The organism is Fusibacter sp. (genome assembly GCF_057447755.1).
The window spans coordinates 1-13,743 of the sequence record NZ_JBVBZF010000070.1; the positions used below are offsets into that span (position 1 = coordinate 1).

A 13,743-nucleotide genomic window follows, 5' to 3' on the forward strand; every position below is an offset into this window, starting at 1 on the left:
TGTTCAAACTTATAAAAACAACTGCAAATATTAAGACAAAACTTTTAAACTTGTTTTGCATCATAGCCTCCATCAATCAAAAGTCACTTCCATTTGTTCCACATTCAGCACCAGCTGGTAGCCCAAATGCGCTCTCGCTTTATTGGTCACAACACGCCCTCTTGGGGTCCTATTGATAAATCCAATCTGCATGAGATAGGGCTCATAAACATCCTCTATGGTATTGGCTTCTTCGCCAGTGGCTGCTGCTAGTGTTTCCACACCAACCGGGCCGCCATCGAAATTTTCTATCATGTTGACGATGATTTTTCGGTCTACTGCATCTAGTCCAAGTGCATCCACTTCAAGCAAATCCAGCGCTGCCTTGGCGATTTCCTTTGTGACAATACCCGTTCCTCTGACCTGTGCATAGTCTCTTACCCGCTTCAAAAGCCTATTTACAATACGAGGTGTCCCTCGACTTCTCATGGCCATTTCCTCGCAGGCATTATCATCAATCTCAATGTCCAGTACTCTGGCAGACCTTTTTATGATCTGGCTGAGCTCATTTACATTATAAAGGTCTAGCTTGCAAATCACCCCGAATCGATCTCTTAAGGGTGATGTTAATTGTCCTGCCCTAGTGGTTGCCCCCACTAAAGTAAATCTGGGCAAATCAAGTCTGACCGACCTTGCACCAGGCCCTTTTCCTATGACGATATCAATGGCAAAGTCCTCCATCGCTGGATAAAGCACTTCTTCCACATGTCTCGGAAGTCTGTGAATTTCATCTATAAAAAGGACATCGCTCTCTTTCATACTCGTCAATATTGCGGCAAGATCACCAGGTCTTTCAATGGCAGGCCCTGAGGTGATTTTGATATCAACACCCATCTCATGGGCAATAATACATGAAAGGGTTGTTTTGCCAAGCCCAGGAGGACCGTAAAGGAGGACGTGATCCAGAGACTCTGACCTCATCTTTGCCGCTTCTATAAAAATGTTTAATTTTTCCTTTGTTTTTTCCTGACCTACGTATTCAAGCATTTGCTTAGGTCTAATATGATTTTCACTCAATACGTCTTCTTCAACGAGCTTTGGGGTGATAAAACGCTCCATGTCCACGTGAGACTCCCTTCTATTGTGTCATCAACTGCTTAAGCGCAGCCTTTAGGATTTGTTCCACTGTCATGCCACTAATATCCATACGCTTCAAGACCGCTTGTGCTTCATTTCTTGTGTAACCTAGGGTCATGAGCGCTTCAAGGGCATCCGATTCATCGCCACCTGATATCACATGGCTTTCTATGTTTACATCTGAACTCACCGTCATGGATTTTGCCACTTTATCTTTAAGTTCAAGGATGATCCGCTCTGCTGTTTTCTTGCCAACACCATGCGCTGATGTCAGGGCTTTCACATCGTTCGCCGCTATAATCGCCGCAACCGAAATATAATTTAAAGAAGACAGTATGCCGATGCCGACCTTTGTCCCTACACCACTAACAGAGGTTAATAGCTGAAACATGGTGAGCTCTTCTTTAGTACTAAAGCCAACCAATGAGATTGCATCTTCTCTAACGATCATCTCAGTGTGGATGATAATATCCTCTCCAACAGTGTTAAAATCTGATATGGAGTTTGCTGATGTGGCAATTCGATAACCCATGCCATTGTTTTCCACCACGATATAATCTAAATCTATGTGATGCAATTTACCCTTTATGAAATCTATCATGTTTTACACTCCCGGCTAGTGATTTCTAAATCAATACAATATTGGTAAAGCCATTTTGAATGGCAAAGTTTTCAATTTCCTTCATGTAACTTGGGCTGGGTGTCTTAAGACGCATACCGTCACCTTTAATCCCATGCCTTCTAAAAGCGATTAACTTGTATCTCAGGTCCAATCCATCATTTTCACAGATCCACTGGATAAGCGCCCTGTCGTCAACAAAATCCGGGATAATCACCGTTCTTATCTCATAGAGTTTGTTAAGTTGATTCAAGAGCTTGAAATTTTCAAGGATTTGTCGGTTGTCAACGCCTGTCAGTGCTTTATGAACCTTGCCATCAAGTGCTTTTAGGTCAAGCATGAAGCCATCGACATATTGGCTTAATTGCCTTAATCTCTCAGGAGAAATCAAGCCGTTAGTATCAATTAATACTGAAATTGCCTCTGACTTTAAGACCTTACAGACCTCAAGCAAGAATTCGTATTGCAGGGTACATTCTCCACCCGAAAAAGTAACACCCGATATATAATCCCTATAGGGTAAAATTTCAGAAACCAGTGCTTCAACGGTATATGAATGCACCTCTAAACGTGATACCGCATCCATGTATTCTATATTTTCAATCGTTTCAGGGTTATGACAATAAAGACAGTTGAGCTGGCATCCCTGTAAAAAGACCACAAACCGATTGCCTGGACCATCCACCGCTGAATTTCTAATCATGTTTCTTATATAACCTATCATAATTACCTCTCCTTACTATTATATAAGTGTCTCACGCTTTATTCAAGCCATAGAGGCATTAAGCTTTTGTGTCAAATCCATTGGGGCAGTATCATCTATTCAAATTTTCAATTTATCCACAATATATTGAATTTTGAAGCTCAAAGTGTTATGCTTTCATCATTGCAGGCCTTTATAGACAGTAATCATTATAAGGTCTGTTTTTTCAAACACTTAAGGAAAAACATATATTTACATGAATTCATCCCCATTAAAAGGAGTACATAATCATGACCCAAGAAGCAAATAAGAAAAACATCAATCCATCTCAGGCATATGCTGAAATTTATAGCCTATTAGAAGGGCAAAACATTGATCAGGCCTTTGAATTGTCAAAGCGCTACATTGCGATTTTCCCTCAGAGTATGCAGCTCCGTTTACTGCAAGCTGAACTGAAATTTTTAAGATTTGATTATGACCAAGCCTTGGAAGCATTTCTGCAGCTATATTCAGGCTCAAAGCTTTCCTTTGTCGCACTGAGGATTGCAGAGTCCTATGATCACCTAAAAAATTATCAGCAAGCTGCGCATTACTACCAAGAGGCCCTTAAGCTTGGTTCCAAGCACAAAAATTATATTCATTTAAAACTATCTAGGGTTTACCTCTACCTACATGATGATGTCGCAAGCTTAAAGTATGAAAAAAAAGCCAATAAAAGCGCTCAAGTATCGGAATCCATTATTCTATATCCTTATAAGACCTATCAGTCCATCACGAGGAAGCGGAAGCCAAAGAACCAGTTTATGACTGCTAGACTTGTCATTTTTGCAGTGGTCTTCCTCTCGACCTTCTTAGTCCCTATTGTATTAAGGGCGAGTAAGACTGAGTATATTGGTACAGAAACCACTGTAACAGAATCAGCGGTTGCAGTTGAAATTTCAGAGGATTCACCTATCATTACACAAGAAACAGCAAAAAAGGTGATGACCATCTACAATCGTACAGACCGTTTTTTTGAAAACAACGCCTTACTCGATTATGGTGTGGATTATGTCTATAGCACCTTTGGTAATACAAATAGTAATATCCTTAACAATGCGATTGCTTGTGAATATGAAGATAATGATTATTTTTTTATAGACAATACCCTTTACTTTAACTATGGAGAAGATGATGAAAAAGAGGTCTTTGCGGAAAGCAATTTATCTCATTTGAATATTATGGATGGCCATATTTTCTATATTTATAATGCTAAATATCATAGTGATGCTGAGATTCGTGGTTTTACTCTTAAAAATCAAATCACAACGACTTACAGTGCACCCTTTGCAGACAACTTGATTGTGGATGACAAGAACTTTTATTACATTTCTAAAATCAACAAGGGATATACCCTAAACTATAAACGCTATTATTCCGATTCTGAAATCAGCAGTTTTCCAATCGATTCTATTTCATATCTCAATCAAACACAGTATGATGTCTACTTCATCAGTAACCAAAAACTGTACAAAATTAGTAAACTTAGGTTGAATTCAGACTTAAACGACCTCACTGCAGCAGATGTTCAACCAATTAAGGCGCATCTCAACCTTGACTTCCTCATTGTTGAAGGCAACTATATCTATTACGCTAAAGTCGGAGAATATGGCCTTTTTAGAGATGCACTTACTGAAGATGCTGAAGTAAAAATCAACGATGAATTTGACAGCGATAATATGTTTCTCAATATTTATAAAAACAAACTCTTCATGGGCAATAAATTTGACTCTGAATCCAATACCGAAATCTACGAAAAATCAGGTCGTTATGAATTAACAAGAGAAAATTTCCCTTGTAACAACGTTACAGACGAATTTGTCTACTTTAATGCTACAATTTTTTATTAATCCAACTAATAGCCACAAATAACCCACTAAAAAAATCTCAAAAGCAAAGCATCATGCTTTACATTTGAGATTTTTGTCTTTTAATCATCATAAACTATTGCTTATTGAAACCATTTCGATGGATCTTTTCTGGATTGTATCGGTCACTTGGCGCTCTGCTTTCACTTGGATGCCCCACAGCGATAAAGCCCATCGGCTTAATATTGTTAGGTAAATCCAATAGTTTTTCAAGAGCCTCCATCCGATCTTCGTTTGGATAAACCCCTATCCAACATGCCCCAAGCTTAAGCTCTTCTATTCTGATGAGCATATTTTGAATGGCCGCTGCACAGTCTCCAATCCAGTAACCAGCATGGTCCTCCTTGTTGGTATCACCACACACCAAGATGCCAAGTCCTGCATTGATCAGTGGCAATGAAAATTTGTGAACCTCTTTAAAGGCATTTAAGATTGCCATGTCATCCACGACGATGAATTCCCACAACTGAGTATTTTTGGCTGTTGGTGCTGCAAAACCAGCCTTCAAGATTTCCGTCAAAAGTGTCTCCGATAATTTCTCTCCTGTGAACTTTCGGATGCTCCTTCTTGTTAAAGATGCGTTGTTTGTCATTGTTAGCCTCTCTTTCATCATACACGCATGGTTTCCCATGTCCCTTTTGAGTAGAAAAATGCTATGATGAGCATGTCAACAAGTTCACTGAGAAGATACGCTGCTAACAGTCCAACATACCCTATTTTGAGGACATATGTTGAAAAAAAGGCAACCGGTAGCAGTACAAGCCATCTCGATGCAAGACTTGCGTATAAAAACGGTTTATTATAACCCGATCCAGAAAACGCCGTTCCAAATCCGAACATAATAGCAAGTAAAATCATTGCAGGCATTATCATTTTTAAAATAAAGGCCCCTGTTTCAATGACCTGTGGGTCATCAATGAAAATATCCATAAGTTGCTTAGAAAAAATATAAACCAAAATATTGAGGATTGTCAAGGCAATCACCCCAAGTTGTACAGCGGCATGGACCGTTTTTTTGGCACGAACCACGTCATCATTTCCAAGATTTTGTCCGACGATTGTGGAACCACCCATGTTAAGACCAATTAAAGGCATGAAGCACAAATCCAGTAGCCTCAGTGTGATGCCATATGCAGCCAAGAAATTGGTGCCATAAAAGGCAATCATCTTAAAGAGAAAGAAGTTGGCAATATTGCGGTTGAAGCCTTCAAGACCATTTGGCAAGCCTATGGTAATCAGCTTCTTGTCAATTTCTCTATCCAGTTTCAAAAGCCCCTTTGGATTAATCTTGACATATGTTTTTCCCGTTAAAAGGATCCAAAATGCCAGTAAAAATGCCACAGTAGAACTGATAACCGTTGCAAGTGCCGCCCCATATACGCCTAGGTTAAGACCATGTATGGCATGTCCGAAAAAAGTGACCTTTGGCACCACATCAAACATTAAAAGCGGATCTAAAACAATATTCAGAATGGAGACAAAGATCATCAGATACAAGGGTTTCTTAGAATCGCCAATGCAACGCATGGCGGTATTGACTGTATAAGATGAAAACATAATCGGCAGGAAGAAGGTTCGAATATAACCATAGTCCATAGCCGCTTGATAAGTGACTGGGTCGTTTGTAAACATTTTTACAAGTGGGTCTAGTCCAATGATCATAAATAGGCCTGCCGCAATGGCAATAATCCCTTTAAAAGTAATTGTCTGCTCTATTACCCGCTCAGTTCTTTCGATATTCCCCTCGCCAAAGCTTTGTGAAATCAGCGAAATTGAGCTTGATCCTATGATGTCATTAAAGACAAACACGACGACAAATATGGTGCCATAAATGGTAACACCTGCAACCGCCTCTGGTGAAATCAGTCCAATCCAAATCATATCAACAACATTATAAAAAGTCTGTGCAAAAAATCCAAACATCGTTGGCAGCGCCATATAGAGCAAATTGCCCCTGATACTTCCCCTTGTCAAATCTCTCTTCTGCATACCCGCTCCATACAGATTACTTAAATCTAATTTTATTTTTCTACATCTATTTTTGTATTAAATACCTTATCCATTTGGCTTTACCAGACCCTAATTTGACTCATTTCTAATCTTGCGCTCATAAATCTTGGCATTGTCCACAGCACCCTTGCCAAGCGCAACGGTATCTCTAAGGACCATTTCACCTTTGCTTAATTTTTCGATCTCCGACTTTTTGACCAAATAACCCGTTATACGGATAACGTCTGCATCATCACCATAGAAAGAAACATAGCGCATGCCGTTTTTAAAGGCACCCTTAATGAGGTTTAAAACGTACTCAGGATTCTTGCCGACGGTTTCATCGAATGTAAAGATGTCACCCACACCAGAAGGAAAATACTTGTGGAATTTTTGAGCATTAAAAATATGATCATAAATTGGCGGTTCTTCGCCAATTGGGATTCGTACACCAGGTGAAATACCGATATCAGTATCAATGCCCACTTGTGCATGTAATAAATACTTGCCATTCGTTGCTTTTAAATGGGGATTTGTGGCTTTATTGACTTCAGTCTGCATGGCTTCCATAATTCTGAGGCCCAGTGCTTCTGCCATTTCTGAATGACCGAATCTTTCGCCTTCAGGCATGAAATGGTTAACCGTTTCTGCAAGCCCTACCATACCAAACATGGCTGTGAAGTCATCATAATTCAAAAGCCCTTCCTTTGAAAGAAAATGGTGTCCAAAGAAGCCAATTTCTTCTACGATGAAGCGAATTCTTTCATCCATATATTCAATCATATTGGCTACGACATCTGGTAAGAGGTCATTTATAAAGACTTCTACGTCATTTGTCTTCTCTGCAAGTCTTGACAGCACAAGCCTTACCAAGGTATATGAACCGCCTCCAATTGGCAAGCCGTTATAGCAGCTTACGATTGCATAATTTTCACCAAACTCTGACGCAAACATATCATGATTTGCAAAGCTTGGTTTCGCTGTGATCATACTCGTTCTTATGGCATCAATCGCAAACTCATCAGAAGTTTCTTGATTGAATTTTAGTGTGATATTGGGAATGGAGTCTTGGAGCTCTCTTTCAGCTCTCAAAATCATGCTACCCACCTTTGTTGCCACTGGTCCGATATTGGCGTGACAAAAAGAATCTGTAATGGTTCTGTCTATATAGACCAAAAACCGTTTAATGGCCTTATAGGCATCTTCATCAGATACATAATTTGGATCCCCTGCATCAAGACCCACATAAGGCTCAAGCAGCCAATCCAGATTGCCGATATAAACCGGGAAAGTCGTAATAGATGGCACATGTCTGTAGATTACCATTAAATTATTAATAGCATCGTAGAGTGAATTAGCAGGCTCAAGCTTCAAGAATTCACTTCCTTGCTTCATGAACTTTTGATAATCTGGCACAATATATCTTGGTCTATAAGGGGCATTCCCTTCAAAGAGGTCACAAATAATTCCCTCTTGTCTATACTGGTTCACAGCCTCTGAAATTGTAAGAACATCAAGTGCATTTTCCGCATGCTTAGCAAGGGTATTCACTTTCATCTCATAGGTCAAAATATCACTTTTAATGGTTTCATATATTTCACTCTGCATTTGCGTCATTTTTTTTAACATTTGTTCACCTCTAAATCTTTTCTTTCATCTATAGATTGTCTTCAACACCGTCAGGATATAGAAAAATCATCCTAATTATATTATACTTCTAATAAAGATGTTTAACCACTATAAATCATGGATATAACGAACTTGTCATACATAATCATTAGATTCTTAAGGGGGCATTGAAAATGAATCAATATCTATATCAGCTTAAACTCGTACCTAGACTCTGTAATCGTGATGCATGGACTGTGGAAGATGAAGCCATTGTCTCTGAGCATTTCATGAGATTAAAGCACTTAAAGGATCAAGGCATTGTTTTACTGGCAGGCAAAACCAATAGGGAGATGGAAGACGGATTTGGCATTGTGATTTTTAAGGCTCAAGATCTAAACAGCGCCCAGACCATCATGCACGAAGATCCTGCAATCACAGGTGGTGTCATGACAGCTACCTTATTTGATTATCATATCGCACTTGAAAGCTTATCTAGAAAAGGGGACTAGGGATAAATATAATAACATGTGTTGTAATGAAATATAATGTATCGTGATGAAATATAATGTGTTGTAATGAAATATATTATATTGTAATAAGATATAATGTAGTGTAATGCAATAAAATATAATGAACCGACACACAATAAAAACGTCCTTAAAAGTGGCTTCACTCTTAAAGACGTTTTTTTAATGTTCTCATATTAGTATCTCTCATTATCGTCATAATCATCATCGTATTCTTCAAAAGGAACACTATCAGGATCATACTCAGGTAAGACAATTGCCATAATGATGTAAACAATAATCGGTGAACCAACACCAAAGAAGATTGCCATAACCCATATTAATCTAATGAGGGTTACATCTACACTAAAGAACTCAGAAAGACCAGCGCAAACGCCAGATACTTTTCCTTTACTACTGATTTTACATAATTGTTTTCCAGCCATATCATTTCACTCCTAACCCATTTGGGATTTGTTTTCTTAAGTAAATCATAGACTAAAAACATGTTCAAATCAAGTAATCTAGCGTATTCTAACTGCTTTCTAACGAAATGCTAACCTTTGATATCAAAAAACGCATTTGCAATCCAAGCTGTTTCTCTAGCATCCTTTGCGTAATAATCTGCATGAATCATTTTTGCATATTCTGGATTCAAAACAGCACCGCCAACACATATTTTTATGGCTTGGTCATGTGCCTTGAGAACCTTAATGGTCCTTGCCATACTCTCCACGGTTGATGTCATAAGTGCACTGAGTCCGACAAACTTGACATCGTGATCAATACAGGCTTTTAATACCACCTCAGGTGGTACATCCTTGCCTAGGTCCACGACATCGTAACCGTAGTTTTGAAGGATGACCTTGACGATATTCTTTCCGATATCATGAACATCATGCTGAACAGTTGCCAAAACGATTTTTCCCTTGCTTAGGGATGGACCATCCTCGCTTTTAAGCTCAAGTTTTAGTCTTTCAAAAGCTTGCTGAACAGTTTCAGCGGATTGAATCAACTGGGGTAAAAATATCTTGCCCTTTTCAAAGTCTTGTCCTACTTCATTTAAAGTCGGAATGATAATCTGATCCACAATTTCCATGGGCTTTAGGGTTTTAAGCAAGTCTTCTGTATTTTGAACCGCCAAATCCTTTAGGCCATTTAAAATGACTTGCTTTAAGTCCAATTGACTAGACTTAGCCTTAGGTGCACCTGTGGTAGCCGTATCAGTGTTTGAATGTTTTTCAATATAAATTTCTGACCGCTTGTCATTGTTGACGAGGACATTGTAAGCATCAATCGCCGCCATCATCTCTTCATTGCCAGGATTTAAGATCGGCGCATCCAGACCACTGTAGAGTGCCATGGTCAAGAAGGTCTTGTTGATGAGCTCTCGTTTTGGAAGGCCAAAAGAAACATTGCTAACGCCAAGAACAGTCTTAACGCCAAGCTTGCTTTTAACGAGTTTTATGGCCTTTAGGGTTTCAAGAACATCCTCTTGCTGGGCCGAAGCAGTTAAAGCAAGACAGTCAATTAAAATATTTTCTCTTGGAATACCAATGGCTTCAGCACGATTGACAATTTTTTCAGCTATGGCAAAGCGATCCTCAGCCTTTGACGGAATACCGTCATCATCCAGTGTTAGGCCAAGCACACATGCCCCGTATCGTTTAACGATTGGTAAAATCGCCTTTAGGCTCTCTTCCTTGCCGTTAACGGAATTGATCAAAGGCTTACCGTTGTATCGTCGTGCAGCAGCTTCAATACAAGCCACACTTGAAGAGTCAATTTGAATTGGAATATCAAGTATTGACTGTATTTCCTTGATGAGCTCAGGCATTAACTGGGCTTCGTTTAGCTCAGGAAGACCAATGTTCAAATCCAATATTGAAGCCCCCTGTTCCACTTGGCTGATGGCTTCTCTTAATATATAATCGGTTTCACCATTTCTGAGCGCTTCCTTTAAGCGCTTCTTGCCTGTAGGATTAAGACGCTCACCGATAACCACAGGGATTTCATCGAGGGTCACCGTCTTGGCAAATGATGAAATCTTGGTTTGTCTCTTGTTGGTTCTCTCTTTAACTTCAGGGGCACTTGCAACAATATCTGTCAAAGTTGCAATGTAGGTATCATCAGTCCCACAACAACCGCCAATGATGGTAACACCCTTTTGTACGATGTCCTTCATAACACCAGCATATAGGTTGGCATTGGTGTCGTAAACTGTGATTTCATTGACCTGCTTTGGCAAACCAGCATTTGGCTGTACCACAATGGGCTTATTGGTAAGTGAAAGTGCTCGGCCAATAAGCGGCAGCATCTCAGTTGGACCAAAGGAACAGTTGAAGCCCAGTGCATCAACCTCAAGTGCTTCCAATAGGGTTACCATGGACTCCACATCCGTCCCAGTGAAGGTCCTGCCCGTTTGTTCAAAGGACATGGTTGCGATGATTGGAAGGTCTGAGTGTTCCTTACACGCAAGCACAGCACATTTAAGCTCTAGCAAGTCCGTTTGTGTTTCTATGATAAAGAGGTCACATCCTGCATTTACCCCGGCAACCACTTGCTCAGAATAAATTTCATAGGCTTCATCAAAAGACAGGGTCCCCATGGGTTCTAAAAGTTGACCGATTGGTCCTATATCAAGGGCAACATACTTATGATTTTCACTTTGTCTCGACTCTCGATACGAGTGGTGTTTGCTATGATAATGGTCAATGGCCTTATTTGCAATATTGACTGCTTGGTTGATTACTTCTGAAACCGTTTTACCACTATCCTTCATTTTAGTTCGGTTTGCACCAAATGTATTCGTGGTGATGATGTTTGCTCCAGCTTCTAGATATTTTAAGTGAATCTCTTCAATTAAATCTTCTCTCGTAAAGTTTAAGAGCTCTGGGAGTTCCCCTAGTTTTAAACCACTCTTTTGAAGATAGGTCCCCATTGCACCATCTATGATTAAATATTCTTTTTCGATTTTTTGCTTCAAACTCATGACTTATCCCCCACTCTGTACTGACAAGATTTTAATTTGCATTGGACACATTTATGTTCACATATACTTGTTGCTTCATTGAACTCCCTTTTAGAAACCCCCATTAAAAAGAGGACTGACTTTTGAGGTTGCATTAAAAAACGCTCACTCACATGAATACCAATTCTTTTGGTCATTTGAATCAAGTCCGAAAGCACTTTCATCCTATTGAGTTCCAAATCGCCATACCCAGGGCTAAATCGATTGGTATGGAAAAGCCCTCTATCCTGTTTAAGATTTTCTGACATGATTTTGTCTTGTACAAAATCACAGCAGGCTTCAATCACCACAGAAGCACAAGCGTCCAGAATGACCGCTCTCGTTGCATCACTTTTCATGAAATACTGAATCTTACGATCAAGTCCAAGACCAAGTGTTACACCCACTATATGAATCTGGAAGGAATCCCCGAGCAAGCTTGCAAGGTCGTGCGATTTAATCGCCACATGGTCATGATCCAATATTGTGATATTACCCTTATCTTCCGAGGTCATAATGTCAAAGGGCTTGCTGGTGTAGGCCGGCTTTGAAAGGGCAAGACACTCATCCAAAATTTCATCTATCAGGGTGCGCCAATAATCAGATTTTGAAGACGCCGATTCCTTTTCACTGAGGTACCTATAGATTTCATTTTTCTGTATATAGGGTTTTATTTCTTCAATTTTAATTTGGCCTTCTAAAATGCTCAAATTCACTTAAACCATCCTTTATTCACCGCTGGCACGTAGAACAGATACCACACTTGAAATATTTTCCACAAGCCTCTTTGCAACTTCTGGCTTGTTCATCACATAAAGGTGAACGCCATCCACACCACTTGATAAAAGGTCTATCAGTTGTTCAGATGCATATGCAAGGCCAGCATCCTGAAGGGCTTTAGGATTGTGCTCATACTTCATCAAAATTTTTCTAAACTTGTCCGGTAAAGTTGCACCACTTAATTCTACCATTCTTTCAATCTGTTTTCTATTTAAAACAGGCATTACACCCACTGTAATTGGAATATTGATATCAAGACTTCTCGCTTCATTTCTAAAATCATAGAACTTCTCATTGTCAAAGAAAAGCTGGGTCACAAGGAAATCTGCCCCCTTTGACACCTTGTTTTTAAGGTTGATCAAATCTACAGTTCTGCTTCTGGCTTCTATGTGACCTTCAGGATAACAGGCTGCACCAATGCAGAACTTTCTGGTGTCATGAATGTATTCAATCAAGTCAGATGCATATCTAAAAGCACGTGAATTGGCCTCATGACTTGCATTTAAGTCACCTCTTAGGGCCAAGATGTTTTCAATACCACTTTGTTCATACTTATCAAAGATTTCATCAAGCTCACGTCTCGATGATGAAACACATGTTAAATGTGCTAAAGACTCAATTTCATATTTTTGTTTGATCATAGACGCCATCAATAGGGTCCCATCACTTCTTTCAGTACCAGCGGCACCATATGTGACACTGATATAGTCTGGATTTAATTTAGCGAGCTCATCAATTGTCTTATAAACGGTATTTACATCGCCGTCTCGCTTTGGCGGAAAGATTTCAAATGAAATCACCGGTTTTTTCTGTTCAAATATTTGACTAATTTTCATAGATACCCCCACGTATACTTATTGATCTGATCATTTACATACTTCGATTTCACCCCAAAGGCCTATCTGATCATCCACAATGATCACGAGGCCTTTGACGCCATTTATATTTTTAGCGAAATCAATACCTTCTATTATATGGTCTTTCGTTTTGACGATATTTCCAGTGGCAGTGGCAACTGCATCGGCTAGAAGGACGTCCTCTGAAATCACCACCACCGCATCAGCATTGCCAAAGCTCAATGAATGACCAATTTTACCTGCTGATGTACATATGCCAATCCCCTCTGGACAGGGTGGCAATTTGATGGATAGTTTATTGGAAAAAGGCGATTCACCTGCAAAAATTCTAATCTTTTTCTCTTTTGAACTTTTTAAATAGATGTCGCCACCATTTTCAAGCATGACTTCCGAACACTGTTCCAAAAGTTTCTTGCCAACATAATATGAGATGCCGCCGGCAACAGCTGCCATTGGACCAACACCTGCAGCGCTTGAAGCGCGATGCATGTGCTGTATCAATTCAGGCGCAACCCTCGAACACTTAAGAGGTGTAAGTGACCCCATAAAACCTGGATTTTGATGGGCATAAGTCTCAATTTCTCGCCTATAGAAATCCGTCCAAATATGTGCTTCTTCAGAGAGCATTTGATCTGAATGAATCAA

At 39.7% G+C, this 13,743-nt stretch carries 13 protein-coding genes; 2 read left to right on the forward strand and 11 right to left on the reverse strand.

What is annotated here, in order from left to right; all coding sequences use genetic code 11:
* Positions 1 to 72: 72 nt before the first annotated feature.
* From ruvB to AC220I_RS10310, 3 genes are read right to left on the reverse strand one after another with little or no spacing between them, the layout of a single operon-like run.
* A complete protein-coding gene (gene ruvB / locus AC220I_RS10300; protein ID WP_486723741.1) occupies positions 73 to 1,098 on the reverse strand; it encodes a Holliday junction branch migration DNA helicase RuvB in 1,026 nt (341 codons plus the stop codon).
* 19 nt (positions 1,099 to 1,117) lie between these two features.
* Positions 1,118 to 1,717: a Holliday junction branch migration protein RuvA gene (gene ruvA / locus AC220I_RS10305; RefSeq protein ID WP_486723742.1), complete on the reverse strand. Its 600-nt coding sequence runs from the start codon at positions 1,715 to 1,717 to the stop codon at positions 1,118 to 1,120.
* 25 nt (positions 1,718 to 1,742) lie between these two features.
* Positions 1,743 to 2,459, reverse strand: coding sequence for a radical SAM protein (locus AC220I_RS10310; RefSeq protein ID WP_486723743.1), 717 nt, complete (start codon positions 2,457 to 2,459; stop codon positions 1,743 to 1,745).
* Between the two features lie 269 nt (positions 2,460 to 2,728).
* Between AC220I_RS10310 and AC220I_RS10315 the strand changes: the two genes are divergently transcribed.
* Positions 2,729 to 4,327 (forward strand): hypothetical protein, encoded by a 1,599-nt coding sequence (locus AC220I_RS10315; RefSeq protein ID WP_486723744.1) that lies wholly within the window; start codon positions 2,729 to 2,731, stop codon positions 4,325 to 4,327.
* Positions 4,328 to 4,421: 94 nt separating this feature from the next.
* Here AC220I_RS10315 and AC220I_RS10320 read toward each other — a convergent pair whose 3' ends face one another.
* The 3 genes from AC220I_RS10320 to AC220I_RS10330 all read right to left on the reverse strand — a co-directional run bounded on the left by AC220I_RS10320 (position 4,422) and on the right by AC220I_RS10330 (position 7,963).
* A complete protein-coding gene (locus tag AC220I_RS10320) occupies positions 4,422 to 4,937 on the reverse strand; it encodes a nitroreductase family protein (protein WP_486723745.1) in 516 nt (171 codons plus the stop codon).
* 17 nt (positions 4,938 to 4,954) lie between these two features.
* The gene (locus AC220I_RS10325; protein ID WP_486723746.1) at positions 4,955 to 6,334 is read right to left on the reverse strand and encodes an MATE family efflux transporter; all 1,380 of its coding nucleotides are present in this window, start codon (positions 6,332 to 6,334) and stop codon (positions 4,955 to 4,957) included.
* Between the two features lie 90 nt (positions 6,335 to 6,424).
* Positions 6,425 to 7,963 carry a YjjI family glycine radical enzyme gene (locus AC220I_RS10330; protein WP_486723747.1) on the reverse strand — a complete coding sequence of 513 codons (1,539 nt, stop codon included), beginning with the start codon at positions 7,961 to 7,963 and terminating at the stop codon, positions 6,425 to 6,427.
* Between the two features lie 173 nt (positions 7,964 to 8,136).
* Between AC220I_RS10330 and AC220I_RS10335 the strand changes: the two genes are divergently transcribed.
* Positions 8,137 to 8,454 carry a YciI family protein gene (locus AC220I_RS10335; protein WP_486723748.1) on the forward strand — a complete coding sequence of 106 codons (318 nt, stop codon included), beginning with the start codon at positions 8,137 to 8,139 and terminating at the stop codon, positions 8,452 to 8,454.
* A gap of 194 nt (positions 8,455 to 8,648) precedes the next feature.
* Here AC220I_RS10335 and AC220I_RS10340 read toward each other — a convergent pair whose 3' ends face one another.
* From AC220I_RS10340 to AC220I_RS10360, 5 genes are all read right to left on the reverse strand, one after another.
* Positions 8,649 to 8,897, reverse strand: coding sequence for a PspC domain-containing protein (locus AC220I_RS10340; protein ID WP_486723749.1), 249 nt, complete (start codon positions 8,895 to 8,897; stop codon positions 8,649 to 8,651).
* 110 nt (positions 8,898 to 9,007) lie between these two features.
* A complete protein-coding gene (locus AC220I_RS10345; protein ID WP_486723750.1) occupies positions 9,008 to 11,443 on the reverse strand; it encodes a homocysteine S-methyltransferase family protein in 2,436 nt (811 codons plus the stop codon).
* Positions 11,440 to 12,177, reverse strand: a complete 738-nt coding sequence (locus tag AC220I_RS10350; protein ID WP_486723751.1) for a vitamin B12 dependent-methionine synthase activation domain-containing protein — start codon at positions 12,175 to 12,177, stop codon at positions 11,440 to 11,442. Before AC220I_RS10350 ends, AC220I_RS10345 begins: the two co-directional genes overlap by 4 nt.
* 12 nt (positions 12,178 to 12,189) lie before the next feature.
* Positions 12,190 to 13,077, reverse strand: coding sequence for a methylenetetrahydrofolate reductase [NAD(P)H] (gene metF / locus AC220I_RS10355; RefSeq protein ID WP_486723752.1), 888 nt, complete (start codon positions 13,075 to 13,077; stop codon positions 12,190 to 12,192).
* A 30-nt stretch (positions 13,078 to 13,107) separates the two neighbouring features.
* A partial coding sequence (locus AC220I_RS10360; protein ID WP_486723753.1) for a UPF0280 family protein occupies positions 13,108 to 13,743 on the reverse strand: 636 nt, incomplete at its 5' end.

Bases quoted from the DNA above. Each gene is read 5' to 3' on its own strand.
- ruvB (WP_486723741.1), bottom strand. From the start codon at position 1,098: ATGGAGCGTTTTATCACCCCAAAGCTCGTTGAAGAAGACGTATTGAGT.
- ruvA (WP_486723742.1), bottom strand. From the start codon at position 1,717: ATGATAGATTTCATAAAGGGTAAATTGCATCACATAGATTTAGATTAT.
- AC220I_RS10310 (WP_486723743.1), bottom strand. From the start codon at position 2,459: ATGATAGGTTATATAAGAAACATGATTAGAAATTCAGCGGTGGATGGT.
- AC220I_RS10315 (WP_486723744.1), top strand. From the start codon at position 2,729: ATGACCCAAGAAGCAAATAAGAAAAACATCAATCCATCTCAGGCATAT.
- AC220I_RS10320 (WP_486723745.1), bottom strand. From the start codon at position 4,937: ATGACAAACAACGCATCTTTAACAAGAAGGAGCATCCGAAAGTTCACA.
- AC220I_RS10325 (WP_486723746.1), bottom strand. From the start codon at position 6,334: ATGCAGAAGAGAGATTTGACAAGGGGAAGTATCAGGGGCAATTTGCTC.
- AC220I_RS10330 (WP_486723747.1), bottom strand. From the start codon at position 7,963: ATGTTAAAAAAAATGACGCAAATGCAGAGTGAAATATATGAAACCATT.
- AC220I_RS10335 (WP_486723748.1), top strand. From the start codon at position 8,137: ATGAATCAATATCTATATCAGCTTAAACTCGTACCTAGACTCTGTAAT.
- AC220I_RS10340 (WP_486723749.1), bottom strand. From the start codon at position 8,897: ATGGCTGGAAAACAATTATGTAAAATCAGTAGTAAAGGAAAAGTATCT.
- AC220I_RS10345 (WP_486723750.1), bottom strand. From the start codon at position 11,443: ATGAGTTTGAAGCAAAAAATCGAAAAAGAATATTTAATCATAGATGGT.
- metF (WP_486723752.1), bottom strand. From the start codon at position 13,077: ATGAAAATTAGTCAAATATTTGAACAGAAAAAACCGGTGATTTCATTT.